Genomic DNA, 26,814 nt, shown 5'->3' with positions numbered 1-26,814 from the left:
TCAGGCCATTCTTGGCATGGGTCATTCTCTTCCTCCCTGTTATGACAGGCGCTGGCAGGCCGATCGTTAGATCGGGTAGCTGCCGGGCGCCTCGGACACGGTGATCCAGCGCAGTTCCGTGAATTCGGCGATGGCCGCGACTCCTCCGAAGCGGCCATAGCCCGATGCCTTGACGCCGCCGAACGGCATCTGGGCCTCGTCGTGAACGGTCGGGCCGTTGATGTGGCAAATGCCCGATTCGATGCGCTGCGCGACGTCGATCGCGCGGCGGATGTCGCGGCTGAACACGGCCGAGGACAGCCCGTATTCGGTGTCGTTGGCGACACGGACCGCTTCGTCCACGCCGCGCACCCGCACGATGGCGACGACGGGGCCGAAGGACTCCTCGGCATAGATGCGCATCACCGGCGTGACGCGGTCGATCACGGTCGCGTCCATCAGCGTGCCATTGGCATGTCCGCCGACGCGCAGCACGGCGCCCTTCGACAAGGCGTCCTTGACGAGCGCGTCGATGCGCTCGATCGCATCGAGCCCGACGACGGCGCCGAGCGGCGTATTGGCGAGCCGCGGATCGCCGGCGACGAGTGTCGCCGCCTTCTGCGCGAGCTTCTCGACGAAGGCATCGGCGACGCGTTCGTCGACGACGATCCGCTCTGTCGACATGCAGATCTGGCCCTGGTTCATGAAGGCGCCGAAGGCTGCGGCCTTCACGGCCTCGTCCAAATCGGCGTCGTCGAGGACCAGGAAGGGGGCCTTGCCGCCGAGTTCCAGCAGCACCGGCTTCAGATGGCGCGCCGCCACTTCGGCGATCGCGCGGCCAACCCGGGTCGAGCCGGTGAAGTTCACGCGGCGGACGGCCGGATGCGCGATCAGCGCCTCGACCACGCGCGCGGCATCCGGCGGGGCGTTGGTGACGACGTTGACCACGCCCCTGCCGAGCCCGGCGTCGCGGAACGCCTCGCCGATCAGGCGGTGGGTCCGCGGACAGAGCTCGGAGGCCTTGAGGACGACGGTATTGCCGCAGGCGAGCGGGGTCGCGACCGCGCGCACCCCCAGAATGACGGGCGCGTTCCACGGTGCGATGCCGAGAACGACGCCGACCGGCTGGCGAATGCCGAAGGCCATCATGCCGGGCTTGTCGGACGGGATCGTCGAGCCCGCGACCGAGGTGGTCAGCCCGGCGGCATCACGCAAAATGGCGGCGCCGAGCGAGACGTTGAAATCGGCCCAGGCCGCCGTCGCGCCAGTCTCGTCGGCCATCGATGCAATGAAGTCGGCGCGCCTCGCCTCGATGCAGTCGGCAGCCGCCATCAGTCGCGCGCGCCGCTCGTTCGGCCCGAGGCGCGACCAGAGCGGAAAGGCGGATGCAGCGGCGATCGCGGCGCCGGCGGCATCGTCGGGGGTTGCCGCCGCGGCACGGCTCGCGACCTGGCCCGTGATCGGATTGAGCCGCTCGAAGGCCGCGCCGTTGGACGCAGGCAGATCGCGATCGCGAACGAGCAGCGGAACATCCAGCACGGCGTCCTCCTCCGACGACAGCGCATAAAAGACCGGGCCGGGAAACGCATGTTTCCAGGGGATGAGATTGTGCATTGCGAAGTTCGTCTCGCGGCGTCGCAAGAACGACCGCTTATGATGACTTCAGATTTTTGAAGATGCGGGGCCTTCGCTCTTTCTCCTCAGAAGGCGAAGTCTTTCCCGGAGCTCCTCTCCCATACTGCTTCTTTCATTCAGCTCTTCGGCTGAACTGACATGACTAGGTAAGCCCACTCCCGTGGCGAGTGGAATGCACTTTTCTCGACATAGATGGGACTTTTGTGGATAATCCGGGCTTGTTTTCATCGATCGGGGCCGCGCGGCATGGAGCGGACATCGCAAGGGGCTGCTCCGGCGACGCGGCCGGAGAGGGCGGCGCGGGCCGGCGCCGTGGTGGTCGCGAGCCGCGTCGAGACGGCGCTGGCTGAGCGTACCTGGTCGATCGCAGGCCCCGGATCGAACGGCACCTGCCATCTCTTCTTCATCCTGCACGGCCAGGCGCGCTTCGCCGGCCGTGACGGCCACGAGCTCGAACTGTCAGCGCCCTTCATGCTCTGGCTGCCCCGCCCGGTCGAAGGCGCGTTCCGGCTCGAGGCGGGGAGCGACGGCGTCGCCGCCACGATCGCCGAGGATTTCGCCTGGCGCGTCGTCGGCGACAGCCCGATCGCGGCCCATCTGCGGCCGATGCTGGAGCGCGCGGCCGTGGCGCCGGCGGAACGGATCGCGCCGCAGCTCGGCGAGATCGGCATGTCGCTCGGTGCCCTGGTGCGCGAATCGCGCGAGGGAGGTCCGGCGGCCGGCGCGCTCATGGCGCTGCATCTCGGCATCGCGCTGCTGCATCTGTGGCGGGCATCGGGTCACGGCACGACGATCGTGCAGCGCGGCAGCGGCGCGGCGACGGTGCAGCGCTTTCGCCAACTGGTCGAGCTTCACTATCGCGAGAATCTCGGCATCGACGAGTATGCGGACCGCCTCGGGGTGACGCGCGCGCATCTGCATGATGCATGCCTGCGCGCCACCCGCGAGACGCCGCTCGCGCTCATCCACACACGGCGGCTCGAGGAGGCGCAATCGCGCCTCATCCAGACGGATCTTCCCGTGGAGCAGATCGGCTACAGCCTCGGCTTCCGCGATCCGAGCTATTTCAGCCGCTTCTTCAAGCGCCTCGCCGGCATGACGCCCGCCGCCTACCGCCAGCGCGCGCCGCGCACGCGCCCCGCCAGCGAGCAGACCTCCTTCGCCGCCTGGCCATAGGGCGCCGGCCACTGCGCAAGCGCGGCTTGCACCCGTGTTTTCGCCAGATCATAGTGCGCGGCGATCGCGCCGGGTTGCCGCGCGGGACGACGGAGGAGGTGACGTCGTTGGAGGCTGCGAGCCTCGCCTATTTCTTCGACCAGCAGCAGGACGTCGTCGCCGCCCTGGCCCGCCTGCTGCCCAAGCTGCGCGCCGGCAGCCTGGCGCTGGTCGCGGACAGCGACCTCGCCCCGACGTCCGCCGAGCCGGCGCTCGCGGCCTTCCGCTCGGCCGAAGATCTCGGCTTTCATCGTGCGCCGCTTTCCTTCGGCCGCATCCGCGCCGACATCACCGCATGGGCCGCCTCCGCGCTGCAGGGGCGGCGGCGGGGGACGACGATCCTCGCGATCGACATGGGCTGGGCGATGCGCACGACATCGGCCACCGCCAATCTGCCGCTCTGGCCGGGCGCGGCGATGGAGATCGCGCGTGAGACCGGGCTGACCGTCGTCTCGCTCTATAATCGCCGGACCCTGCTCGACGAGCATCTGATGATCGGCCTGCGCGGCCATCCCAGGATCCTGACGGAGCAGGGTGCGCGTAGCAATCCGCACTGGCTGCCGCCCGAGATTGCGCTCCGCGGCACGCCGCGCCAGCAGTTCGATCACTGGTTCGCGCGCCTCGCCGACACGCCGTCGCCACCGCCCGTGTCGACGCCGCAGGGCGGGATCACCTTTCCGGGCTGGCTCGAGCGCATGCCCGATCCAGCCGCGACGCCCGATGGCTCGCCGCAGCAGCGCTGGAAGATCCGCTGCTTCGGCCGCCTGCGCATCTATCGCAATGACGGGTCGACGGTGAACTGGTCGATCAAGGGCGGCGCGACGCGCAAGACGAAGACGCTCTTCGCCTATCTGCTGCAGAAGGGCGCGCAGGGCGCGGCCATTGACGAACTCGCCGATCTCCTGTGGCCCGAGGCCGAGGCGCTGGAGCAGAGCCGCAACCGCCTCTATCACACGGTCCGCTCGCTCCGTCAGGTGCTCGGCGCCGATGGCGACGATCGCGCCGCCTCGCCGGTGCGGCGCGAGGATTCGCGCTATGTGCTGGTGCCGCCCGAGGGCAGCTGGATCGACATCGCGACGTTCGAGCAGCTCTGTCGCCAGTCGGACGGTCATATCCGCGCCGGCGAGTTCGACGAGGCGCTGATCTGCCTCGAAGCCGCGGACAGGCTCTATACCGGCGATCTGTTCGAGGACATTCCGCCGGACTATGCCGACGACAGCGAACGCGACTGGTGCTTCAGCCGGCGCTTCTGGTTCCGGCAGATGTTCGTTCGCGTGCAGCGCGACGCGGCGCGGATCCAGCGCGGCAAGGGCGATCTCAAGGCGGCGCTGTTCCATTGCCAGAAGGCGCTCGCCCTCGATCCCGTGAGCGAGATGGCGCATGAGGAGGCGATGCTGGTGCTGCATGCGCAGGGCCGGCGCGACGCTATCGAGCGCCAATACCGGCTCTACACCACGGCCCTCGGCCGGCAGGAGGGAAGGCCGGGCGTGCCGGCGCTCAAGGCGCTCTATGAGCGGCTCCGGGCGTCGTGAACGAGCCCGGCGGCATTGCCGTAAAAGCCAAAGAAAAACCAAAGATCGGGTGCTAGGGTCGTCTGCGAGGAGACGAACCGGAGGCCGCTTGGCCGGGAGGCCGGATCGTCCGGGAGGATGACATGAGCACAAGCCTTGCCGCGCCGCCGCGCGGCTGTCCGGTGCATGGCGCCGCACCGAGCCATACCGCATCGCTCGCCGAAACGTTCGATCCGTTTGATCTCAGCGATCCGTTCCCGTTCTATGCCATGGCGCGGCGGGACGAGCCGGTGTTCTTCTCCGAGGAGATCGGCGCCTACATCGTCCTGCGTCACGCCGACATCAAGGCGGTGTTCGACGACTGGCAGACCTTCTCGTCCGAGAACGCCCAGGCGCCGCTGCGCCCGATTTCCGACGAGGCGAAGCGCGTGATGAAGGAGGGCGGCTTCACGGCCTATTCCGGCCTTTCCGCCCGCATTCCGCCGGACCACACCCGCATCCGCAAGATCGTGCAGGGCTGCTTCGGGCCGAAGCGCTTCAAGGCGATCGAGCCGCAGATCCGGGCCATCGTCGAGGGCGCGATCGACGCCTTCGCCGGCCGCGGCGAGGCCGATCTCCTGGCCGAGTTCGCCTATGATGTGCCCGCTCTGGTTCTCTTCCGCCTGCTCGGCGTGCCGCAATCCGACGTCCGCGACGTGAAGGACTGGGCCGCCAGCCGTGCGCTCCTGACCTGGGGCAATCTCTCGCCGGACGAGCAGATCCCGCACGCCCACAACATGGTTCGCTACTGGAGCTATTGCCAGGCGCTGGTCGCCAGCCGGCACGAGACACCGAGCGACGACCTGCCGGGCGATCTCGTCGCGCTCCAGAACGAGGGCGCCGAGATCACCGACCATGAGATCGCGTCGATCTGCTACAGCCTGCTGTTCGCCGGTCACGAGACCACGACGACGCTGATGAGCAACGCGATCCGCGAATTGCTGGCGCATGGCACGTCCTGGACGGATCTGCGCGACGATCCCTCGCTGATTGCTAATGCGGTCGAGGAAGTGCTGCGCTTCAGCCCGTCCATCGTCGCCTGGCGGCGGCGCGCCAAGGCCGATGCGATTGTCGGGGGCGTGGCGATCCCCGAGGGCTCCGATCTGGTCCTCGTCATGGGATCGGGCAATCGCGACGAGGAGGTCTTCGCCGATGGCGAGGCCTTCGACATCCGCCGCGCCAATGCCCGCAACCATATCTCGTTCGGCTACGGCATCCATTTCTGCCTCGGCTTCCAGCTCGCCAAGCTGGAGACGAGCATCGCGCTCGAAGCGCTCAGCCGTCGGCTGCCTGGTCTCAGGCTGCAGCCGCAGGAGACGGCATTCGTGCGCAACATCTCGTTCCGCGTGCCGAACGCCGTTCTCGCGGCCTGGGACCGGCCGGTCGGTTGAGCCGACCGCCAGCGTCCCGAACCTGCCGGGCCTCCCGGCCCCACACACCGGAGGAGTTCGACCGATGTCCGCATTCGACGCCCGGAATCTATCCGGAATCGCCTACACCATCCCCTTCGACAGCGCCGGCCCGGATGATTTCGAGCGCATGGGCGGCAAGGGCGCCAGCCTCGCCCGCATGACGGCGGCCGGCGTTTCGGTGCCGCCCGGCTTCTCCGTCGCGACCGAGGCCTATGCCGAGATGCTGCGCGCCGACGGGCTCGGCGCGGAGATCGACGCGCTGATGGCGAAGCTCGATATCGAGGATGTCGGCGATCAGGCGCGGACCTCCGATGCGATCCGCGCGGCGATCACGCGCCGCGTGATGCCGCAGGCCGTCGAACAGGCGATCCGCGCCGCCTATGCAGCCTTGTCGGCGCCCTTCGGCGGCGATCTCGCCGTTGCGGTGCGCTCCTCCGCAACGGCCGAGGATCTCCCCGATGCGAGCTTCGCCGGCCAGCAGGATACCTATCTCTGGGTGGTCGGCGCCGACGCGGTGATCGACCGCGTCCGGGCGTGCTGGGCGAGCCTCTTCAACGCCCGCGCCATCGCCTATCGCGCCCGCAACGGGCTCGGTGAGACGAATGTCCTGATGAGCGTCGCCGTGCAAAAGATGGTCGACGCCCGCGCGGCCGGCGTTGCCATGACGCTCGATCCGGTGACGGGCGACCGATCCCGCATCGTGATCGACTCCGCGTTTGGGCTCGGCGAGCCGGTCGTTTCCGGCGAGATCACGCCGGACAATTTCGTTCTCGACAAGGTCCTGCTCGAGATCGCCCGCCGCAACATCGCGCACAAGGATTTCGAGCTGGTCGTCGACCGCGCCGCCCGCTGCACGGTCGAGCGCGTGATCGAGCCGGAGCGTCGCAGCCAGCCCTCGCTCTCCGACGAGGACGTGCTGGCCGTCGCCCGTCTGGCCAAGGCGCTGGAGCGGCAGATGGGCTGCCCGCAGGACGTCGAATGGGCGATCGATCGTGATCTGCCGCCCGGCGCGGACGTCGTCGCCTTGCAGAGCCGTCCGGAAACGGTCTGGAGCCGCAAGGCCGCAACGCGGCCGAAGACGGCCTATGCCACCGGCATCGAGGGCGTGCTCGGCACGCTGCTGTCCCCGGTCCAGATCAAGCACTGACGAAACGAACCAGCGGCCAGGCCGCGCACGGAACCAGACGGGAACAATCCCGCAAGGAGGAACAGTCCCATGACGCAGCAGGCCCGTTTCCCGAGCCCCTACGACCTCGCGCCGCCGCCGGGCGCCGAGGGGTGGAAGGATCTCTATCCCTATTACCTGACCTTCAAGGACAAGCTCCGGAGCGAGGAGGACGCCAAGTTCTGGTTCTGCGACGCGCAGCATTGGCCGAGCCCGTTCAAGCCCTTCGATGCCATCACGGTCGAGTTCGCGGTCAAATGCCTCGGCCAGTACAATACCCGGCACTATCTCGTGCCGCCGGCCAACGGCGTCGAGTACCGGATTCACAACGGTTATTGCTATATGAGCCCGGTCGCGGTCGCGCCGGAGCTGATCGCCGATCGCGTGCCGCAGTTCTTAGAGCGGGCCGGCCATTATTTCCAGAACTGGCAGTCGCTGCTGGAGAACTGGGACAAGAAGGTCCGCGCCAACATTGCCGACATGGAGACCATCCATTTCGAGGCCCTGCCGGATGCGGTGCCGATCGAATGGATCAAGGGCGGCGTCGGCCTCGACAATACCTATGCGCTGACCGAGAGCTATGACCGCCTGATCCAGCTCCTCTACAAGACCTGGCAGTATCATTTCGAGTTCCTGAATCTCGGCTACGCCGCCTATCTCGATTTCTTCGGCTTCATGAAGAGCCTCTTTCCGAGCATTCCCGACCAGGCGATCGCCAAGATGGTGCAGGGCGTGGAGGTCGATCTCTTCCGCCCCGACGACGAATTGAAGAAGCTGGCGCGCCTCGCGGTCGAACTCGGCGTCGACGCGGCACTGGCCACGGGCACTGTCGACGAGGCGCTCGCGGCCGTCGGGCAGGTGCCGGGCGGCGACGTCTGGCTCAAGGCGTGGAAGGACGCGCAGGACCCCTGGTTCAACTTCACCTCGGGCAATGGCTTCTATTCCGACGACAAGTACTGGATCGAGCATCTCGACCTGCCGCTCGGCTATATCCGCGACTACATCGTCCGCGTGAAGCGCGGCGAGACGATCGAGCGGCCCACGGCCAAGATCGCTGCCGAGCGCGACCGCATCACCGCCGAATATGCGGAACTGCTGGACGACGACGCCCGCGCCGCGTTCGAGGGCAAGCTCGGCCTCGCCCGGACCGTCTTCCCCTATGTCGAGAACCACAATTTCTACATCGAGCATTGGTCGATGAGCGTGTTCTGGCGGAAGATGCGAGAGCTCGGCCAAATCCTGCAGCAGGCCGGCTTCTGGCACGACGCGAACGACATCTTCTATCTGACGCGCCAGGAAATCCGCGACGTCATCTTCGACTATGGCAATGGCTGGGCTGTCGGCGCCAAGGCCGCCGGCCCGGATTACTGGCCGGATGAGATCGAGCGCCGTGCGGCCATCATGAAGGCGCTCGCCACGCGGCCGCCGCAGCCGGCCCTGAACGAGCCGCCGGCGGTGATCACCGAGCCCTTCACGATCATGCTCTGGGGTATCACCACGGATCGCATCAACGCCTGGCTCGGCGGCGACGACAAGGAAGGGCACATCACGGGGATGGCGGCCTCGCCCGGACTTGTCGAGGGCAGGGCCCGCGTCATCCGCTCCGCCTCGCAACTCGACGAGATCGAGGAGGGCGAGATCCTGGTCGCGCCCGTCACGGCGCCGAGCTGGGCGCCTGTCTTCGGCCGCATCCGGGCGATCGTGACCGACGTCGGCGGGATGATGTCGCATGCCGCCATCGTTTGTCGCGAATACGGGCTGCCCGCCGTCACCGGCACGGGCACGGCGAGCTCGCGCATCCAGAACGGCCAGATGCTGCGCGTCGACGGGACGACCGGCGAAGTGACGGTCCTTTCCTGAGCAACTCCGCGGGCGTCGTCTCCGGCGCCGCCCGCGCCATCCGAGGAAGACGGATCATGCTGAACACCCATGTCGACGAGACGCGCTACGACGCGGTCTGGCGGGCGGCCGAAACCTATCTGCGGGCGCGCAAGAACGACGTGCATGTGCCGCTCTCCTATGCCTTCGCCGAGCAGCTTCTCCAGCACCATCCGGAAGCCGATCGCGACATCGTGCTGCTGGCGATCCTGCTGCACGACATCGGCTGGTGGACGATCGATTCCGAGGAGATCTTCACCAAGGGCTTCGGGCCGAACATGATGGAATCGGAGGTGCGCTTCCGCCATGAGGCGGAGGGGGTGCGGCTGTCGCGCGAGATCCTCACCGCGCTCGACTGGCCCGAGGAGGTCATCGCCGCCGTCGGCGCGATCATCGACGGCCATGATACCCGTCGCGAGCCGCGCTCGCTGAACGACCGGCTGGTGCGCGATTCCGACAAGCTGTGGCGCTTCACGGAGACCGGCGTCGCCGTCGCCTGCGACTGGTTCAAGATGACGCCCGGTCAATATGCGGCGCGCCTCGAGCGCGACATCGCGCGCTCGATGGAGACCGAAGCCGGCCGCGCGATGGCCGAGGAAGCGCTCGCGGAAACGAAGCGGTCGCTGAAACTTCATTTGCTCTGACGAGACGAGACCGATCATGGACATGTTCATCGACGGGGCGTGGACCGCCACGGCGTCGGGAGCCACGCGCGACGTCCGCAATCCGGCGACGGGCGCCGTCATCGACACGGTGCCCTGGGGCACGGCGGACGACGCAGACAGGGCGTTGCAGGCCGCTGCCGCCGCTTTGACGCGCTGGCGCAAGGTGCCGGTCGAGGAGCGGGCGCGGCTGCAGCACCGCGCCGCCGAGGCGATGCGCGCTGCGAGCGGCGAGATCGGCCGCCTGCTCTGCCTCGAGCTCGGCCGACCGCTGAAGGGCGCCGTCGCCGAGGTACGCCGCGCGGCGGATCTGCTCGATGTCTATGCGGAGGAGGGCGTGCGGATCCATGGCGAGCTGAGGCAATCCACGCTGCCGGGCGAGAAGGTCCTCGTCAGCCGGGAGCCCGTCGGCGTCGTCGTCGCGATCACGCCGTTCAACTATCCGATCAATCTTCTCGTCTTCAAGCTCGGCGCCGCGCTGATCGCCGGCTGCACGGTGGTGGCGAAGCCCGCCGACGACACGCCGCTTTCGACACTCGCGCTCGCCGGCGTGCTGCATGAGGCGGGGATTCCGGCCGGCGTGTTCAATGTCGTCACCGGCCGCGGCAGCGAGATCGGTTCGGCGCTGATCGGCCACCGCATCCCGCGCAAGATCGCCTTCACCGGCGGTACCGAGGCGGGCAAGAAGATCGCGGCGCTCGCCGCGCAAACGATGAAGCGCGTGACGCTGGAACTCGGCGGCCAGTGCCCGGCGATCGTGCGCGCCGACGCGGATCTCGACGTCGCGGCGCGGGCGATCGTGAACCATGCCTTCGCCAATTCCGGCCAGTTCTGCTACCGCGTCAACCGCGTCTATGCGCAGCGCGCGATCTATGAACCGCTTCTCGCGCGCCTCGCCGAGCATGCCGGACGGCTGACCGTCGGCGACGGCTTCGCCGAGGACGTGGCCATGGGGCCGCTCGTCAACGAGAAGATCTTTGCCAACGCCTATGCGCAGATCGTGGATGCCGAAGCCAAGGGCGCCCGGATCCTGACCGGCGGCCGGCGGCTCACCGGAGGCGCTTTCGACCTCGGCTTCTTTCTTCCCGCGACCATCGTCGCCGATGCCGATCACGGCATGAAGGTGATGCGCGAGGAGACGTTCGGTCCGGTGCTCGGCGTCATGCCCTATGACAGCGATCTAGAAGCGATCGAGCGGGCCAACGATACGCCCTATGGGCTGGCCGGCTTCGTCTTCAGCGGCGATGTCGGGATCGCGCTCACGATGGCGGATGCGATCGAGGCCGGCTCGGTCTGGATCAATGACATCCATCGCTCACGGCATGACGTGCCGTTCGGCGGCGTCAAGGAGAGCGGCATCGGCCGCGAGAAGGGCCGCTACGGCGTCGAGGCCTATCTCGAATACAAGACGACCTACCTGACCTATCGCGGGGTGCTGGCATGAGCATCCTCGATCCCCGCGACGCGCCGCTCTGGGAGCGGGCTCGCCCTTTCCTCGATGTGCGCTCCAACGACGTGCACACGCTCATTTCCTATCGCCTCGGCATCGCATTGCTCCGGCAGAATCCGGAAGCCGCGGCGTCGATCGTGCTGCCGGCAATCGTGCTGCACGATACCGGGTGGAAGCTGATGCCGGCCGACAAGCTGGCGGCGGCGGTCGGGCCGACGCCGAAATATCCAGAACTGCAGCGCGAGCACGAGATCGCCGGCGTCGCAATTGCGCGCGACATCCTGGCGGCGGTGGCCGATCCGTCGATCCCGGTCGAGCCGGTCATCGCGATCATCGACGGCCACGACACGCGCGCCGAACCGCATTCGCTGGAGGACGCGCTGATGAAGGACGCCGACAAGCTCTGGCGCTTCACCGCGCATGGGGTCGCGACCATAGGCGGCTGGTTCGACACGCCGGCGGCCGAGACGGTCGCCATGCTCGAGAGCTTCGTGCTGCCGAAATTCTGCACCGCCACGGGTCGCGCCATGGCGGAGGCGCTGCTCGCCGAGCAATACGCGTCGGTGCATCTCGATCACGCCATGGCCGGGGGATCCGCCACATGACCAGCCTCGGACTAGACGACAAGACGGTGGTCGTCACCGGCGCCGCGGGCGGCCTTGGCCGCGCCTTCGCAGAGGCCTTCGCCGCCGCCGGCGCGCGCGTCGTCGCTGCGGATGTCAACGAAGCCGGCGCCGCGGAGACGGCCGCCCGCATCCGGGCGGGCGGCGGATCGGCGCTCGGTACAGCGGTCGACGTGACGCGTCAGGATTCGGTGACGGCGCTCGCCGAGGCCGCCGATGCGTTCGGCGGCGGCGTCGATGTTCTCGTCAACAACGCCGCCATCTATGCCGGCCTCAGTCGCCAGCCCTTCGATGCGATCGACGAGGGCGAGTGGGATCGTGTCATCGCGGTCAACCTCAAGGGCGTCTGGCTCTGCACCAAATGCCTCGCGCCGTCGATGCGGGCGCGGGGGCAGGGGGCGATCATCAATGTCTCGTCGGCAACGGTGATGAGCGGCTCGCCGCAATGGCTGCACTACGTGACGTCGAAGGGCGGGGTCATCGCCATGACGCGGGCGCTCGCCCGCGAACTCGGCGACGACCGCATCACGGTCAATGCCATCGCGCCCGGCTTCACCCTGACCGAGGCCAGCCGCGGCCTGATCGAGGACGCCGCCAGCTATGGCGTCACCCGCGGCGCGCTGAAACGGGCCGCGCTCTCGGAGGACATGGTAGGCGCGGCGCTGTTCTTCGCCTCGAACCATGCCGCCTTCATCACCGGCCAGACGCTCGTCGTCGATGGCGGCCGCCAGTTCCTTTGACGGAGATCCGAGCATGACGACGATCGTCTTCATCCAGCCGGACGGAACGCGCCGCGAAGTCGACGCGAAGGCCGGCGAAAGCGGCATGCAGGCGGCGGTGCGGGCCGGCGTCGACGGCATTGTCGGCGAATGCGGCGGCGCCTGCATGTGCGCGACCTGCCATGTCCAGGTGAGCGAGGCGGACGATGCGCGTATCGGGCCGCGCGAGGCGATCGAGGAGGAGATGCTGGAGAGCGTCCTCGACGACGTATCGCCGGCGAGCCGCCTTTCCTGCCAGATCAAGCTGCGGCCGGATCTCGAAGGGCTGGTGCTCAACGTGGTGGAGGTGGTCTGATGGGCATCGGCCGGATCGCGATCGTCGGGACGGGGCATGCCGGCGTGCAGGCCGCTGCCAGCCTGCGGCAGGACGGCTTCGAGGGCGAACTGTTCCTGATCGGCGAGGAGACGGATCTTCCCTATCACAAGCCGCCGCTCTCCAAGACCTTCCTGAAGGACGATGTCCCGCAGCTGCAATTGCTGCGGCCCGAAGATTTCTATGCGCGCAACCGCGTCGAGCTTCTGTCGGGGCGGTGCGTCTCGGCGATCGATCCGGCCGGCAAGCGGCTCGAATTCACGCATGGCGGTGTGCTGTCGTTCGATCGTCTCGTCCTCGCCACGGGCGCTCGGCCGCGCCTGCCGGCGGTGCCGGGGACTGATCTCGAAGGCGTCCTGGCGCTGCGCAACCGGGCTGACGGGCTGGCGCTTCGCGCCGCGCTGCCGGCGGCCGGCGATGTCGTGGTCGTCGGCGGCGGCTTCATCGGCATGGAACTCGCCAGCACGTTCGCAGCGCTCGGCCGGTCCGTCGCCGTGCTGGAGGCGGCGCCGCGCATCCTCGGACGTGCCGTGTCGCCGCTGATCTCCGATCACCTTGCCGACAGGGCTGTGGCATCGGGGATCCGGATCCTGACCGGCACGGGGCTGGCGGCGATCGCGGGGGAGGCGGGTCGCGTGCGGCGCATCACGACCGGCGACGGACAGTCGCTGCCGGCGCAACTGGTGGTGATCGGCATCGGCGTCGAGCCGAATGTCGAACTCGCCGCGGCGGCCGGGCTCGCCTTCTCGAACGGCATCGCGGTCGACGCCGCTTTCCGGACGAGTGCTCCCGATATCTATGCGGTCGGCGACGTCGCGAGCTACGAGCACTGGCTGGCCGGACGGGTGCTGCGGCTCGAATCCGTCCAGAACGCCACCGACCAGGCGCGCTCCGCGGCTGCGCACCTCCTGGGACGTCCGGCGCCGTTTCGCGCCGTGCCATGGTTCTGGTCGGACCAGGGCGACGCGCGGCTGCAGATGGTCGGCCTTGCCTACGATCCCGATCGAGACGTGGTGCGGGGCGATCCGCAATCCGGCGCCTTCTCGGTCTTCCGCTATCGCGGAGATCGCCTGCTCTCGATCGAGACCGTTAACCGCCCATCCGATCACATGCTGGGGCGCAAGCTGCTGGCCGCCGGCATCGCGCCGCCGATCGCGATGGTGCGCGACGCCGGGGCGGATCTTCGGAGCCTGCTCGAAGGGGAACCGAAGACGTCGGCCCGCGCGGCGGTGGTTTCGTCCTGAAGCGGTGGCCCCGGTCAGTCGACCTCGGCGAATTGTGACTGGTGCAGGCGCCAGTAATGGCCGCGGCGGGCGACGAGCGTGTCGTGCGTGCCCTGTTCGAGCACATTGCCGTTTTCCATGTAGACGATCAGGTCGGCGTCGCGGATGGTCGAGAGGCGATGGGCGATGACGAAGCTGGTGCGTCCGCTTCTGAGGCGCGCCATCGCGCGCTGGACGAGAAGCTCGGTGCGCGTATCGACCGAGCTGGTCGCCTCGTCGAGGATCAGCACGACCGGGCGGGCGAGGAAGGCGCGGGCGATCGTCAGGAGCTGGCGCTGGCCGACGCTGAGGCTGGAGCCGTTCTCGTCGATCGGGGTGTCATAGGCCTTGGGCAGGGTGCGCACGAATTCGTCGACATGGCAGGCGCGCGCCGCTTCGACGATCTCCGCCTCGGTGGCGTTCTCGCGGCCATAGGCGATGTTGTCGCGGATCGTGCCGCTGAAGAGCCAGGCGTCCTGCAGCACCATGCCGAAATTGCGCCGGAGCGCCTCCCGGCTCATGGCGCGGGTGTCGACGCCGTCGAGCGTGATCGAGCCGCCGTCGATCTCGTAGAAGCGCATCAGCAGGTTGACGAGCGTCGTCTTGCCGGCGCCGGTCGGTCCCACGATCGCCACTGTCTGGCCGGGCAGGGCTTCGAGGTCGACATTCTCGAACAGCGGAACGGGGGGGTCATAGCGGAAGCGCACGTGATCGAAGACGACATGGCCCTGCGGCGCCGCGATCCGCGCGGGCTCCGCCGGATCGGGTGCGAGTTCCGGCGCGTCCAGCAGTTCGAAGACGCGCTCCGCTGAAGCCGCCGCCGATTGCAGGATCGCGGCCATGCTGGAAACCTGCGAGACGGGCTGGTTGAGCTGGCGCACATATTGGATGAAGGCCTGCAGCGTGCCGATGGTCAGCCCGCCGGCCGCGACGCGCAGCGCGCCGCCGATGACGACGGCGATGAAGCTGAGATTGCCGATGAACATGATCGCCGGCTGGATCACGCCGGCGAGGAACTGCGCGACGAAGGCATTGTCGCGCAGCGCCGTGTTGGCCTTCTCGAATTCGGCGCGCGCCGTCTCCTGATGCCCGAACACCTTCACCAGAGCATGACCGGTGAAGTTCTCCTCAACATTGCCGTTGAGCACGCCGGTCCAGCGCCATTGCTCGACGAAGCGCGGCTGCGACCAGCGCGCCAGAAGCCGCGTGACCAGCAGCGAGATGGCGAGGCTGGTGAGGGCCGCGAGCGTCAGGAGCGGCGAGAGCACGAGCATCATGGTGATGACGCCGATCACCTGCAGCAGCGACATCAGCAACTGGCTCAGCAGCTGCTGCAGGCTCTGGCTGATATTGTCGATGTCGTTGGTGATGCGGCTCAGCACCTCGCCATGCGGCTGGCGGTCGAACCAGGCGAGGGGCAGGCGGGCGAGTTTTTCCTCCGCCTGCCGGCGCAGCGCCCGGCTGGTGCCCTGCACGACGCCATTGGTGAGCCAGGCCTGTTGCCAGTTGGCGACCGCCGCCACGAGCTGGAGCGCGATGGCGAGGCCGAGCAGACGCGCGAGTGAGCCGAAGTCGATCGCGTTCGACGCCGAGACGGCGCTGACGACGAGATCGGTCGCATGGCCGAGCAGCCACGGACCGAGGATGCCGAAGCCCACGCTGACCAGCGTGCAGGCCAGGATGATCGCGAGCTTGGTGCGCTCGGCGAGCATGATCCGCGCAAGGCGCCGGATCGAGGACGCGAAATTCCGGGGCTTGGCGCCGGCCCCGATCTGCGCGGCACCGCCCGGCCCCATGCGGGCTCCCGGCGTGGGCATCGGGGCACGCGTCGGTGCGGTGGCGAGATCCGGCGCCCGCTCGGTCGGTTGTCCCGGCGCCTTCATGGCGCGAGCTCCTCGGCGTGCTGGGATTCGACGATTTCCCGATAGGCCGCGCACTCGGCGAGCAATTGCTCGTGCCGTCCCGCCCCGACGATCACGCCGCGGTCGAGCACGAGGATGCGGTCGGCATGGCGCACGGAGGAGACGCGCTGGCCCACGATCAGCATGGCCGCGTCGTCACCCATCTCGCGGGCGAGCGCCTGGCGGAGCCGCATGTCCGTCACATAATCGAGCGCCGAGAAGCTGTCGTCGAACAGATAGATCGGCGCGCGGCGAACGAGGGCGCGCGCGATGGTGAGGCGTTGGCGCTGCCCGCCCGAGAAATTGCCGCCGCCCTGCGCCACGGGCGCATCGAGGCCGAGCGGCAGCGATTCGACGAAATCCTTCGCCTGCGCGATTTCCAGCGCGTGCCACAGCGCCGCCTCGTCGGCATCGGCGCGGCCATAGCGCAGATTGTCGGCGATCGTGCCGGAAAAGAGGTAACTCTCCTGCGGCACGAGGCCGATCAGGCTCCAGAGCGTCTGGAGCGGCAGCGCGCGCACGTCGATCCCGTCGAGGCACACGCTGCCGCCGGTGACGTCGAAGAGGCGCGGAACCAGGTTGACCAGCGTGCTCTTGCCGGAACCGGTCGAGCCGATCACCGCGACGGTCTCGCCGGGATCGATGCGGAAGCTGACATGGCTCAGCACCGCGGCCTCGGCGCCGGGATAGGAGAACGTCACGTCGCGGAATTCGACCGCGCACCGCGTCATCGCGGCCGCGCCGAGCTTTGCCGGCGCCGCCGGCTCGACGACGGAGGTCTCGGTCTGCAGCACCTCGCGGATGCGCCGTCCGCTGACCAGCGCGCGCGGCGCGATGGCGAACAGCATCGAGGCGATCATCACGGAGATCAGCACCTGCGCGATATAGGCGATGAAGGCGACGAGGGAGCCGACCTGCATCGCGCCGGAGGCGATCCGGTGCGCCGCGAACCAGACCATCGCGATGCTGGAAAGCTGCATCACGATCATCGCCGCCGGCATGTTCAGCGCCATCAGGCGGCCGACCCTGAGCGCCGTGTCGGTCAGCGCGTCATTGGCGACCGCGAAGCGATCGCGCTCATGCGTGTCGCGCACGAAGGCGCGGATGACCCGCAGCCCGGTGATCTGCTCGCGCAGGATCTGGTTCACGCGGTCGATCTGGCCCTGCATGGCGGAGAAGAGCGGCAGGCTCTTGACCATCAGCACGCCGATGATCAGCCCGAGCACCGGCACGCTGACGAGCAGCAGCAGCGAGAGGTGGCTGTCCTGACGGATCGCCATGATCACCGCGCCGATTCCCATGATCGGAGCGGTCATGACCATGGTCAGGAACATCACCAGCACGGTCTGCAATTGCTGGACGTCGTTGGTGGTGCGCGTGATCAGCGACGGCGTGCCGAAGATGCGCAGTTCGGTCAGGGAGAAGCTCTGCACGCGGGCGAAGACGGCGGCGCGGAGGTCGCGGCCGAAGCCGATCGCGATCCGCGCCCCGAGCCAGGCCGTCCCGGTCGCGAACAGGATCTGGGCGACCGCTGCGGCCAGCATGATCGCCATCGTGCGGAAGATATAGGCGTGGTCGCCGTCGAGAATGCCGCGGTCGATGACATTGGCGCTGAGGCTGGGCAGCGCGAGCGACGCGATGGACTGCCCGGCCTGGCAGAGGATCAGTAAGAGGATCAGCTTGCGATAGGGCTCGAGCAGCCGCGCCCACAGGGCGGCACGCCCCCCATTGCCCTCACGCCGCCTCATGCCCTCGACCACGTCGCTCACTCTACGATCCGCTTCGCTTCCTGGCCGTCTCGTCGGCACGGAGGGTGTCCTCTGGCGGAGAATGACGCCGAGATCGTGTCTGCCGCAACCGTCCCACTTCGTCGCACGGGGCTGCGGCGCGAAGCCGACGCAACCAGGAGGTTGCACCTGCGGCGCGCGCGGACGGTGTCTTCCGCCGCCGCGCGAAGGAACAACAAGAAGATGATCGGAAGCCTGATTGATTGCGGCGCCGGAACGTGGCTATGTGCAAGTGAAATCGGAGATTTTCGCCATCCGGAGCCGTGTAGTGTGGCAGTCCCCCTCTCCGCCCGCCGAGCGCGAGCGGGTCGAAGTTCTGGAAAGTTGCGGTCTGCTCGATTCGCTACCCGATCCCAGTTTCGACCGTGTGACGCAGCTCACCCGGTTGTTCTATGGCGCGGACGTGGCGTTCCTCGGCCTGGTGGACGGCTCCATGCAATGGATGAAGTCGCGCACCAGCACGGATGTCCCCGAGATTTCCGGTCGCAACGATTCGATCTGCACGTTGATCATCGCCAGCGGCCGGGAACTCGTGATCGACGACATTCGTACGTCGCCGCTTCTCGCGGGACATGCCGTGCACGGCTCACCCTGGCGATTCTATGCCGGCGTGCCGCTGATTCTGGATGGTCGCTGGACGATCGGGACGCTCTGTATCCTCAGCCGGACACCCGGAAAGCCTGAGGGCTTCACGACCGCCGTGCTGCGGGATCTCGCCGCGCTGTCACTCGATCTGATCGAATTCCGCCGCCGCAATTCGGAGCTCCAGCTGCTCTCCCATTCCGACAAGCTGACGGGTCTCGGCAATCGCCGCCTGTTCGACGAGGAGATCGAGCGGGCGTGTCGGCGGGCGAAGCGCACGGGGGAGCCGGCCTCACTCATTCTGCTCGATATCGACCATTTCAAGCAGCTGAACGACGCATCGGGCCATCCTGCCGGCGACGCGGCCCTTGTCCGGGTCGCCTCGGCGCTGCGGGACATCGCGCGGCGGCCCGACGATGTCGTGGCCCGGGTCGGCGGCGAGGAGTTCGCTCTCATCCTCGGCGGGACCGACCTTCCGGCCGCCGCGGAACGGGCTGAATGGATCCGCACCCGCCTGGAGGCGGAGGGCATCGCGCATCCGGCCGGCCCGAGGGGCAAGCTGACCGCGAGCCTCGGCGTCGCCTCGACACAGTCGGCTGAAACGCCCGATCGGCTGTTCGCCTCTGCCGACCGTGCGCTCTATGCCGCCAAGGCCGTGGGGCGGAACGTCGTGATCACCGCGCCGGCCGCCGAATAGCGTCAGGCCGGCCGCGCGACGACCAGATAGCCATAGCCCCAACGCGTCGGCAGGATGGCGGAGACGGCGTCGTCGAGGAGCGCGAGGACGCGCGAGGTCGTCACGGCCCGCTCCGGCAGCGTGCTCTCATTGGTCAGCCGGTCGACGACGAAGCCGGCCTCGGCGAGGTCGGCCAGGATCTCGTCGCGGCGGAAGAGGTGGTAGTAGAGCGCGATCGCGCCGGCCTCGGAGCCGCGCGAATAGAGAATGTCGCCCGCCTCCAGCGTGCCGGCGGCGACCAGCGGGGCGGCCTCGGCCTGCGCCGCCCGGAAGCGCCGGGCCGCATTGGGCAGGCCCATGATCAGCCGGCCGCCGGGCTTGAGGCTGGAGCGCATGGCGCGGAGCACCGCGATGCGCTCGGACCGGCCAGCGATATGGCCGAGCACGCCGAAGCCGAGCAGCGCGACATCGAAGGCGCGCGAGCCGAGGGCGTTATCGCGATAGGCCGCATCGTGCGTGTCGGTGACGGTCAGATGGTCGGCGAGGCCGCGGCGCGCCGCTTCGGCCGCGAGCAGATCGCGCGCGACGGGGCTGACATCGACGGCGAGCACGCGCGCGCCGTCGCGCGCGGCGAGGTCGAGCGCATAGCGGCCTTCGCCGGCGCCGAAATCGAGCAGGCGGCCGCCCTGGCCGAGATGGCGGCGCACGAAGCGGAGCGTGCGGCGGTTCGGCCGCGGATAGCGCGCATGATAGAGCCCCGAGCGGAAATAGGCGTCGTAGCTCTCGATCATGTCGGGGAGTGCCGGCGGCGTCGGCCGGCGCTCATTGGGGCGCGGGGAGGACAAGCTGGGAGCTTTCATTGGGTCGCCGGGACGCGCCGACGGACCGCTCAGTGGTCGAAATGCAGATGCAGGACCGACGTTCCCGGCGTCGGGCCCTTCTCGCCCTTGATCCGATCGGCCAGGCGGGTCACGAGCGTGCCCGAGACCGACTGGATCGCCGCGTCGATCGCGCTGTCGTCGTCGCCCTCCAGGATCGCGGCGAGGTCGGTCGGACCGGCGCCGGCCACCGGCAGCGGCGGTCCGAGATGCACGAGGTCGATGTTGAAGTTGAGCTCGTCGAACGAGCCGCCGATGCCGATCACCTTGCGGCCGTCGCCGGAGGCTTCGATCGCCTCGGACGCCTCGACGGCGGCGAGCGCGGCCCGGCGGACCACGTCACGCCGCGCGGCCCAGGCGCCGCCCATGGCCTCGACGAAGTCCGTGATCTGGATCGACAGCGGCTGGCTGTCCGCATTGCGGTCGAGCTGGATGCTCTCCGATTTCTTGATGCCGAGGCGGAAGAGCAGGTTGAGCAGGATCGCCAGCACGCCGGTGACGATGAAGCCGGAGCCGACGAGATGGCGCAGCCCCGGCGAGGCATGCTCGGCGAGGCCCGGCATCAGCAGCGTGCCGACGCCGCCGACCGTCGAGATGCCGACGATGAAGATGCCGCGCGGGTCCATTTCGCGCGAGGCGAGCAGGTCGACGCCCGAGGCGATCAGGAAGGCGGCGGCATAGAGCTCGATCGCGCCGATCACCGGGGTCGGGATCAGCGTCAGGATCAGCGTCGCCTTCGGCAGGAAGGCGACCAGCAGCAGCACGGCCGCCGCGGCGAGGCCGGCATAGCGCGTCGTCGAGCCGCTGGCATGGGTCAGGCCGATATTGGCGGAGGACGTCGCGGTCGGCATGGCGCCGAGCAGGCCGCCGATGAAATCGCAGATGCCGGCGCCGAGCACGCCGCGGCTCGCCTGGCGCATGTCGGCCCGGCGCCAGTCGGCGTCGTCCATCTTGTCGATCAGGATGAAGGAGCCGATCGAATCGATCTGCACCAGCAGGGCGACGAAGGCGAGGCCGATCAGGGCGCCGATCGGCACGTCGAAACTCGGCGCCACCAGCGTCGGAACGGCAAAGGTCGGTGTTGCCAGAAGTTCGGCCCCGCCGGAGAGCTCGCCAAGCAGCGCGGCGGCGATCACGCCGCCGACGATGCCGGCGAGGAGGGCGAACAGGCGCATCTTGCGCGTGCCCCAGACCGAAAGGCCCATGATCAGAACCAGCGTGACGCCGGCGATGATCACGCTGTTCCGGTTGATCTCCATGTCCTCGGAAAGGCCCATGGAGTGTTCGAACGCCTCGCGGATCAGCGACAACCCGCCGATGAGCACGACGAGGCCCGCGACGATTGGCGGAAACAGCCCGCGCAGCTTCTGCGCCAGCGGCGCCACCAGCAGCGTGGTGATGGCCGAAACGATGGTGATCGGGACCAGCCCGCCCGGGCCGACCTGCTCCAGCACCGGCACGGCGAGCGGCAGGATGAAGGGCGTCGGCATGTGGATCATCAGCGAGCCCGAGCCGAACCGTCCGCCCCAGGCCTGCAGGAACGTTCCGATCGCCATGGCGATGATCGTGACGGCGAGCAGCGCCCGCGTCTGTCCGATGTCGAGATGGGCGCCCTTTGCGAGCGCCAGCGCATAGGCCGACAGCGCCAGCGCCATGATGGCGTGCTGGATGCCCAGCGTCATCATGGTGGCGAAGGGCGGGCGCTCGTCGGCCGCGTAGGAGAGCTCCTGCGGACGCCGGCGTGGCCGGGACGGCGGAAGGCGGAGGCTGATCATCGGCCAATCGCCCCGGCAGCCGCCACCCCGCGGCCGTGATTGCTGGCTTCCCCCGATCGATGCATTCTCGTCCCCAGCGCCAGATAGGCCGTGCGCGAGCATCGCCCGCTGGATAAAGTGCTGCAAATGCTTTTTATGTGCGTCAGGCCGCAAGTCACCCTTTTTGCGGGCGGCATGGTTTCGGGAGTCGAACTGAATGAGCATCACTTTCGAGACGACGGGTCCTGTTCTCGTCGTGGACCTGCTCGGTCGGCTCGATAGCGCCAATGCTGCGGAAGTCGAGGGCGCGCTTCTGGAGCGCGTGACGGCGACGACCGGTCCGGTGGTGCTGGATCTCGTTCGGCTCGACTATATCTCGAGCGCGGGGCTGCGGGTCGTGCTGGTGGTCGCCAAGCGGATGAAGCAGGCCGGCCGGCCGCTGGTGCTGTGCGGGCTGCAGCCGAACATTCGTGACGTGTTCGAGATCAGCGGCTTCCTCGGCATTCTCGACGTGGTGGCGAAGCGGGCCGAAGCGCTGACGAAGCTGCGCTGAGCCGAAGCGGCTCTCGCCTCAGGCGGCCGCGGTTTCCGGCTGGCCGAGATAGCGGATCACCAGGCAGGTGATGTCGTCCGATTGCGGCGCATCGCCGACGAAATCGCTCACCGCATCCGTCACGCTCGCGAGCACGAGATCGACCGACTGCATGTCGGTGCCGCTCAGGACGGATTTGAGCCGCGCCTCGGTGAACTCGCGTCCGCCGCCGTCCATCGCCTCCGAAATGCCGTCCGTATAGAGGAACAGCGTGTCGCCCGGCTGCAATTGCAGCGTCCGCTCGGTATAGGCGACCTCCGGCATCACGCCGAGCGCGAGGCCGCCGGTGCGCGGCACCTCCTCGACGACGCCGTCGCTCCGCCGCACCGCGAGCGGCGGGTTGTGGCCGCCATTGGCATAGGTCAGCTGCCCCGTCGCGGCATCGAGAATGCCGTAGAAGGCCGTGACGAACAGCTCCATCGGGTTCTGCGCACAGAGCGCATCGTTGGAGCGCGCGAGGCAGATGCCGGGCGAGGCCTGTTCGCGCGCCTGGGCGTGCAGCACCGTGCGCGAGATCGCCATGAAGAACGCCGCCGAGACGCCCTTGCCCGACACGTCGGCGATGACGATGCCGAGCCGGCGGTCGTCGAGCGCGAAGAAATCGTAGAAATCGCCGCCCATCTCGCGCGCCGGAAGCATGGCCGCCGTGCCCGTGAAGGCGGGATCGGCCGGCAGCGTCTGCGGCAGCATGGCGGCCTGCAGCGAACGGGCGGCCATCAGTTCCGCCTCGACGCGGCGCGCGGCTTCCTCGAGGAGCTGGTTCTTCTGCTCGAGTTCCTTCGTACGGGCGCGCACGAGCTGTTCGAGATGCTCCTCGCGGCGCTGGACCTCGATCGCCATGTGACGGAACACGCGCGCCAGCGTGCCGAGCTCGTCGCTCTGCGCCGCGAGGCCGTCGAGGCTCTCAGGCGCGAAGGTGCGGGCGTCGATCTGTTGTGCCGCCTGGGTCATGGCCTCGACCGGTCGGGCGATCCGGCGCGCCGAGAAGGTCGCGATGGTGACGCCGATCGCGATGACGATCAGGCACGCGGCGGTCCCGTAGAGCAGCAGGTTCCACAGCAGATGGTTGAGGCGGTGGTTCGACATCTCGATCACCGCCGCGCCGATCACGATCCCCGCAATGTCATGGATCGGCGCCGCGACCCAGAAATGCCCGAGCCGGATGGCGGAACTCGGCGCATTGGTCGCGATCGCGCCGCTGATGAGATCGGCATAGGAGGCGGGCTCGGCCTGCGGCCCGGCCGAGGCGAGCAGCTTCTGCGTATCGTCGACGACGCGGATCGAGATGATGTTGTCGCGGTCGAGCAATTCGCGCATCAGCACGGGGACGCTGTTCGCCTCGCGGACCGCGTCGAGCGCGGCGACCGGCTGCCCGACGATGATCGCGCGATTGCCCGGCGCGCGGACGCCGACATAGTGCACGCCGTCGGTGGAGGGGCCGAAATCGGCGCTGTAGCGCTCGCCGCTGGCAAGATCGAGCAGCGCCTGACGGGAGAGATGGACCGGCACCTCCTCGCCGCGCAGCACCGCGCTGTAGCCGCCGATGGAGCTTGCGACCACGTTGAGCTGGTCGTCGATCAGCCAGATCGAATCGAGCCCGCCGCGCGCCACGATCTCGGCCAGGCGGTCGCTGAGATCCGCCGCCGTACGGCCCTCGATGTGATCGGCCGTCAGGGCGAGCGAGGTCAGGATATCGCCGACCACGGCCTCGGTCTCTTCCAGCGACACTTCGGTGAGGCGCGCGCTCTCCGCGATGATCCGCGCCACCACGGCGGCCTGTCCCTCCGCCTGCTCAACGAGCGCGCGGCGGCCGAGCAGGCCGAAGACGATGCTCGTCACCAGGATCGCGAGCGCGATGGCGATGGCGGTGGTCAGGACGAGGCGGCGGGAGAGCGTCACGAGGCTGTCGCTCCGGCGTGGGCACCCGGTCGCAACATGACGAGGCGGATCGCGTTGGTCCCGCCACTGTGGTGATACACGGCCTCGTCGATCATGTTGGCGACGAGGTGGATGCCGAGCCCGCCAATATGGCGCTCGTCGATATCGGCCGTGAGATCGGGCTTCGGCGCATCGCGGAACGGATCGAATTGCGGACCGCCATAGGCGAGGTCGACGGTGACGCGGCTGTCGTCATGGCGCACCGCGACGCGGATCGGTTCGCCGCCGGCATGGCCATATTTGACGACGTTCGTCACCAGTTCCTCGACGGCGAGCGACAGGCGGAACAGCGCGGCCGGATCGAGCCGCTCGCCGCAGACCGTCTCGACGCGGCTCTGGATCGCGGCGACCGAGGCCGGTGCCACGGGTAGCTCGAAGCTGTCGTCAGGGGTCGCGTCAGGATCCACGCCAGCATCTCCGCGCGACGATGTCGCCAGGACGGCCTCGGTCCCGGCCGGGCTCTCCGGCGATACGCGCACGCCCACCTCGCTGCCCGCCCGCCGGCCGAGACGGACTCTCGCATAGCCGAGCAAGCGCGCCAATGGCCAGCAGAAGACGAGGAAGAAGGCCATGACGTAGAGGTAGACGGCGAGGATCGCGCCGCTGTCGCCGATCGCTGCGATGACGGTGTTCGCCCGCTGAACGATCTCCGGCACGCCGATCACCGAGGCGGTCGACGAAGCCATCACGATGATGAGGAAATAGGTCGTCCACGCCGGCACGAAATAGAGCGCCTCGACCCGCTCGCCGCGCTTCAGATGTCTCAGCGCCTGCAGCGCATTGTCGGAGACGAAGCCCGTGACCGCGACGGCGAGCGCCAGCGAGGCCTTGACCCAGCCGGGGAGGGGCAGGGCGAGCGGCCCGAGCACGATCTCGGGCGGCAGCAGATAGGCGAGATAATAGATCAGCACGAAGGTCGGCGGCACGCGGGCGGCCGCGGTGAGGAAACCCGCGACCCGCGATCCGTTCAGCCTGCCACGGGCGAGCAGGTAGCCGGCGGGCGTTCCGATCGCCATCGTCGCAAGCGAGATCACGATGTTCCACAGGAAGCCGCCGGCGAGGAAGGGCGTCCAGGCGAGGAGGGCGGCGAAGGTGTCGCGGGTCATCGGCGCAGAACCCGTCGCTCGAACAGCGTGAAGGCATGCGCCACGGCCAGGACGATCAGGACATAGCAGGCGAGCATCAGGTTCATCATCACCGCGACATTGCCGTAGTCGGCGGCGATGGCCGTGCTGACATGCACGAGTTCCGGCACGGCGATCGCACTCGCCATCGCCGTCGCCTTCACGACATTGATGCAGCTGCCCATGACGGCCGGGTGGGCGAGGGCGGCGATGCGGCGGGTCCGGTGCGGCAGGCCGGGCGCGAGCGTCGCCGCCGCCTCCGCGATCGCCGCCGCATTGGCGGCGCCGGCATAGAGCGAGAGCACGGCGACAGAGGTCCAGAAGGCGCCGAGCGAGATGCCGTGCGCCGCGATGAGCGCGCCGAGGCCGAAGAAGACGAGATAGAGCTGCAGCAGCGGCGGCGTCATGCGGGCGAGCGTCACGACGAGGCGCACCAGCGGCGTCAGGATCGGGATGCCGGCCCGGAGCGCGGCGGCACCGGCAATGCCGACGACGAGGCTGCCGACGAGCACCGAAAGCGCCAGCGCTATGGTGGTCAGCAGGCCGTTGACGAGGGAAGCACGGTCGAGCGGATCGTAGAACGGCGTCAGATCGAGGCCAAGGCTGTCGCGCAGCGACAGCGCCAGGCCCGCGAGACCGACGAGCTGGCGCGATTCGATCAGCTTCAGCTCGCGGCACTGCGTTGGCCAGGCGCCATCGGCCTGCCGCGCGCAGACGTACTGGCCCTGCGCGTCACGCGCCGACCAGCGCGCGCTCGCCTCGCGCAGATATTCCGACGGCGGCAGTTTCCACTTGGCTTCGAGCGACGTGAGGCGGCCGTCGCGCAGCCAGGCCGCGACCTGGTCCTCGGCGAAGGCCGCGAGCCGCCCGTCCGATGCGACGGCGATCGCCCAGGGAGAGACGAAATCCGGCGGCAACAGGCGATAGCCGTTCCATTCCGGATTGAGCGCCGCGTGTTTCAGCGCCGTCTCGTCATAGAGCAAGCCCTCGCAGCTGCCCTCATGCAGGCCGAGCGCGGCGTCGCGCAGATTGCCGAAGGCGTGCACCTCGGCGAGGAGCCGGGAAGCCGCGAGGCGGTTCCACAGCGCGCCCTGCACGCCGCAGAGCGTTCGGCCGCGCACATCCTGCCAGCCCTGGATCGGGCTCGCCTCGGGCACGAGGATCGAGGCGCCGCCGCCATAATAGCCGGGCTCCACCATGCGCACGAGGCGGCGGCGGTCGAGCGTGTCGCCGAGCGTCGCGACCAGCACGTCGACATCGCCGGCCGCGAGCTTCTGCAATCGGTTGGCGCTGGTCACGGGCACGAGCCGCAGGCGCACGCCGAGCGCCTCGGCCAGGCCCCCCGCGACATCGACATCGAAGCCGACGATCTCGCCGCTGGCATCGCGGAAGCCGAAGGGCTCGTAGTCCGTCTTGACACCGGCGATCAACTCGCCGCGCGCGCGGATCTCGTCGAGCCGGTCGGCCTGCGCGAAGGCCGTCAGCGCGAAATAGAGCGCCGCCATCGCGCAGAGCAGCGCGGCGAGCCGTTCGGCCTTCGGCCGGTGCGCGGCGATGACAGAGGGCGGCAAGGACGGAACCTCGGACGGGCGCCCGGCCGAGTGATTGGCCGTGGACAGCGGGCGGCGGATCGCACCATTGTATCGCCCGAGTCCTGCC

Annotated in this window: 21 protein-coding genes; 13 read left to right on the top strand and 8 right to left on the bottom strand. The window is 68.6% G+C overall.

What is annotated here, in order from left to right; all coding sequences use genetic code 11:
- Window positions 1–66: 66 nt before the first annotated feature.
- Window positions 67–1,515 (bottom strand): aldehyde dehydrogenase, encoded by a 1,449-nt coding sequence (locus GGR25_RS20245; protein WP_246410132.1) that lies wholly within the window; start codon window positions 1,513–1,515, stop codon window positions 67–69.
- Between the two features lie 345 nt (window positions 1,516–1,860).
- Here GGR25_RS20245 and GGR25_RS20240 point away from each other — a divergent pair, with 345 nt between their 5' ends.
- The 11 genes from GGR25_RS20240 (at window position 1,861) to GGR25_RS20190 (ending at window position 13,905) form a co-directional block, all read left to right on the top strand.
- A complete protein-coding gene (locus GGR25_RS20240; protein ID WP_183400680.1) occupies window positions 1,861–2,790 on the top strand; it encodes a helix-turn-helix domain-containing protein in 930 nt (309 codons plus the stop codon).
- 98 nt (window positions 2,791–2,888) lie between these two features.
- Window positions 2,889–4,361: an AfsR/SARP family transcriptional regulator gene (locus GGR25_RS20235; protein WP_380146456.1), complete on the top strand. Its 1,473-nt coding sequence runs from the start codon at window positions 2,889–2,891 to the stop codon at window positions 4,359–4,361.
- Window positions 4,362–4,483: 122 nt separating this feature from the next.
- Window positions 4,484–5,770, top strand: a complete 1,287-nt coding sequence (locus GGR25_RS20230) for a cytochrome P450 (protein ID WP_183400679.1) — start codon at window positions 4,484–4,486, stop codon at window positions 5,768–5,770.
- Between the two features lie 64 nt (window positions 5,771–5,834).
- Window positions 5,835–6,938, top strand: a complete 1,104-nt coding sequence (locus tag GGR25_RS20225) for a PEP/pyruvate-binding domain-containing protein (RefSeq protein WP_183400678.1) — start codon at window positions 5,835–5,837, stop codon at window positions 6,936–6,938.
- Window positions 6,939–7,007: 69 nt separating this feature from the next.
- A complete protein-coding gene (locus tag GGR25_RS20220; protein WP_183400677.1) occupies window positions 7,008–8,816 on the top strand; it encodes a PEP-utilizing enzyme in 1,809 nt (602 codons plus the stop codon).
- Window positions 8,817–8,872: 56 nt separating this feature from the next.
- Window positions 8,873–9,478 (top strand): HD domain-containing protein, encoded by a 606-nt coding sequence (locus tag GGR25_RS20215; RefSeq protein ID WP_183400676.1) that lies wholly within the window; start codon window positions 8,873–8,875, stop codon window positions 9,476–9,478.
- A 16-nt stretch (window positions 9,479–9,494) separates the two neighbouring features.
- Window positions 9,495–10,940, top strand: a complete 1,446-nt coding sequence (locus GGR25_RS20210) for an aldehyde dehydrogenase family protein (protein WP_183400675.1) — start codon at window positions 9,495–9,497, stop codon at window positions 10,938–10,940.
- The gene (locus GGR25_RS20205) at window positions 10,937–11,551 is read left to right on the top strand and encodes an HD domain-containing protein (RefSeq protein ID WP_183400674.1); all 615 of its coding nucleotides are present in this window, start codon (window positions 10,937–10,939) and stop codon (window positions 11,549–11,551) included. Before GGR25_RS20210 ends, GGR25_RS20205 begins: the two co-directional genes overlap by 4 nt.
- A complete protein-coding gene (locus tag GGR25_RS20200; protein WP_183400673.1) occupies window positions 11,548–12,309 on the top strand; it encodes an SDR family NAD(P)-dependent oxidoreductase in 762 nt (253 codons plus the stop codon). The genes GGR25_RS20205 and GGR25_RS20200 overlap by 4 nt, the downstream gene beginning before the upstream one ends.
- A 13-nt stretch (window positions 12,310–12,322) precedes the next feature.
- The gene (locus GGR25_RS20195; protein ID WP_183400672.1) at window positions 12,323–12,643 is read left to right on the top strand and encodes a 2Fe-2S iron-sulfur cluster-binding protein; all 321 of its coding nucleotides are present in this window, start codon (window positions 12,323–12,325) and stop codon (window positions 12,641–12,643) included.
- Window positions 12,643–13,905, top strand: a complete 1,263-nt coding sequence (locus tag GGR25_RS20190; RefSeq protein ID WP_183400671.1) for an NAD(P)/FAD-dependent oxidoreductase — start codon at window positions 12,643–12,645, stop codon at window positions 13,903–13,905. Before GGR25_RS20195 ends, GGR25_RS20190 begins: the two co-directional genes overlap by 1 nt.
- Window positions 13,906–13,919: 14 nt before the next feature.
- Here the strand turns inward: GGR25_RS20190 and GGR25_RS20185 are convergent, their stop codons facing one another.
- Window positions 13,920–15,806 (bottom strand): ABC transporter ATP-binding protein, encoded by a 1,887-nt coding sequence (locus GGR25_RS20185; RefSeq protein WP_210300031.1) that lies wholly within the window; start codon window positions 15,804–15,806, stop codon window positions 13,920–13,922.
- Window positions 15,803–17,593: an ABC transporter transmembrane domain-containing protein gene (locus tag GGR25_RS20180; protein ID WP_211200359.1), complete on the bottom strand. Its 1,791-nt coding sequence runs from the start codon at window positions 17,591–17,593 to the stop codon at window positions 15,803–15,805. The genes GGR25_RS20185 and GGR25_RS20180 overlap by 4 nt, the downstream gene beginning before the upstream one ends.
- A gap of 286 nt (window positions 17,594–17,879) precedes the next feature.
- Here GGR25_RS20180 and GGR25_RS20175 point away from each other — a divergent pair, with 286 nt between their 5' ends.
- On the top strand, window positions 17,880–18,890 hold the full coding sequence (locus GGR25_RS20175) for a diguanylate cyclase domain-containing protein (RefSeq protein WP_183400670.1): 1,011 nt from the start codon (window positions 17,880–17,882) through the stop codon (window positions 18,888–18,890).
- Between the two features lie 2 nt (window positions 18,891–18,892).
- Here GGR25_RS20175 and GGR25_RS20170 read toward each other — a convergent pair whose 3' ends face one another.
- Both GGR25_RS20170 and GGR25_RS20165 read right to left on the bottom strand, forming a co-directional pair.
- On the bottom strand, window positions 18,893–19,714 hold the full coding sequence (locus GGR25_RS20170; protein ID WP_183400669.1) for a class I SAM-dependent methyltransferase: 822 nt from the start codon (window positions 19,712–19,714) through the stop codon (window positions 18,893–18,895).
- Window positions 19,715–19,758: 44 nt separating this feature from the next.
- Window positions 19,759–21,522 (bottom strand): uracil-xanthine permease family protein, encoded by a 1,764-nt coding sequence (locus GGR25_RS20165; RefSeq protein ID WP_183400668.1) that lies wholly within the window; start codon window positions 21,520–21,522, stop codon window positions 19,759–19,761.
- Between the two features lie 196 nt (window positions 21,523–21,718).
- Here GGR25_RS20165 and GGR25_RS20160 point away from each other — a divergent pair, with 196 nt between their 5' ends.
- A complete protein-coding gene (locus GGR25_RS20160) occupies window positions 21,719–22,054 on the top strand; it encodes an STAS domain-containing protein (protein WP_183400667.1) in 336 nt (111 codons plus the stop codon).
- Between the two features lie 18 nt (window positions 22,055–22,072).
- Here the strand turns inward: GGR25_RS20160 and GGR25_RS25065 are convergent, their stop codons facing one another.
- From GGR25_RS25065 to GGR25_RS20145, 3 genes are read right to left on the bottom strand one after another with little or no spacing between them, the layout of a single operon-like run.
- Complete coding sequence (locus GGR25_RS25065) at window positions 22,073–23,992, bottom strand: SpoIIE family protein phosphatase (protein ID WP_183400666.1); 1,920 nt, start codon at window positions 23,990–23,992, stop codon at window positions 22,073–22,075.
- Window positions 23,989–25,137, bottom strand: coding sequence for an ATP-binding protein (locus GGR25_RS20150; RefSeq protein WP_183400665.1), 1,149 nt, complete (start codon window positions 25,135–25,137; stop codon window positions 23,989–23,991). The genes GGR25_RS25065 and GGR25_RS20150 overlap by 4 nt, the downstream gene beginning before the upstream one ends.
- On the bottom strand, window positions 25,134–26,726 hold the full coding sequence (locus tag GGR25_RS20145) for an ABC transporter permease subunit (RefSeq protein ID WP_183400664.1): 1,593 nt from the start codon (window positions 26,724–26,726) through the stop codon (window positions 25,134–25,136). The genes GGR25_RS20150 and GGR25_RS20145 overlap by 4 nt, the downstream gene beginning before the upstream one ends.
- Window positions 26,727–26,814: the final 88 nt, after the last annotated feature.

Source organism: Kaistia hirudinis (assembly GCF_014196455.1).
In the GTDB taxonomy this organism is placed as follows: Bacteria; Pseudomonadota; Alphaproteobacteria; order Rhizobiales; family Kaistiaceae; genus Kaistia; species Kaistia hirudinis.
This window is presented reverse-complemented; position numbering and strand designations above follow the sequence as displayed.

Coding starts and splice junctions, on each gene's coding strand:
- GGR25_RS20240 (WP_183400680.1), top strand. CDS start 1,861: ATGGAGCGGACATCGCAAGGGGCTGCTCCGGCGACGCGGCCGGAGAGG.
- GGR25_RS20230 (WP_183400679.1), top strand. CDS start 4,484: ATGAGCACAAGCCTTGCCGCGCCGCCGCGCGGCTGTCCGGTGCATGGC.
- GGR25_RS20225 (WP_183400678.1), top strand. CDS start 5,835: ATGTCCGCATTCGACGCCCGGAATCTATCCGGAATCGCCTACACCATC.
- GGR25_RS20220 (WP_183400677.1), top strand. CDS start 7,008: ATGACGCAGCAGGCCCGTTTCCCGAGCCCCTACGACCTCGCGCCGCCG.
- GGR25_RS20215 (WP_183400676.1), top strand. CDS start 8,873: ATGCTGAACACCCATGTCGACGAGACGCGCTACGACGCGGTCTGGCGG.
- GGR25_RS20210 (WP_183400675.1), top strand. CDS start 9,495: ATGGACATGTTCATCGACGGGGCGTGGACCGCCACGGCGTCGGGAGCC.
- GGR25_RS20205 (WP_183400674.1), top strand. CDS start 10,937: ATGAGCATCCTCGATCCCCGCGACGCGCCGCTCTGGGAGCGGGCTCGC.
- GGR25_RS20200 (WP_183400673.1), top strand. CDS start 11,548: ATGACCAGCCTCGGACTAGACGACAAGACGGTGGTCGTCACCGGCGCC.
- GGR25_RS20195 (WP_183400672.1), top strand. CDS start 12,323: ATGACGACGATCGTCTTCATCCAGCCGGACGGAACGCGCCGCGAAGTC.
- GGR25_RS20190 (WP_183400671.1), top strand. CDS start 12,643: ATGGGCATCGGCCGGATCGCGATCGTCGGGACGGGGCATGCCGGCGTG.
- GGR25_RS20185 (WP_210300031.1), bottom strand. CDS start 15,806: ATGAAGGCGCCGGGACAACCGACCGAGCGGGCGCCGGATCTCGCCACC.
- GGR25_RS20165 (WP_183400668.1), bottom strand. CDS start 21,522: ATGATCAGCCTCCGCCTTCCGCCGTCCCGGCCACGCCGGCGTCCGCAG.
- GGR25_RS20160 (WP_183400667.1), top strand. CDS start 21,719: ATGAGCATCACTTTCGAGACGACGGGTCCTGTTCTCGTCGTGGACCTG.
- GGR25_RS20150 (WP_183400665.1), bottom strand. CDS start 25,137: ATGACCCGCGACACCTTCGCCGCCCTCCTCGCCTGGACGCCCTTCCTC.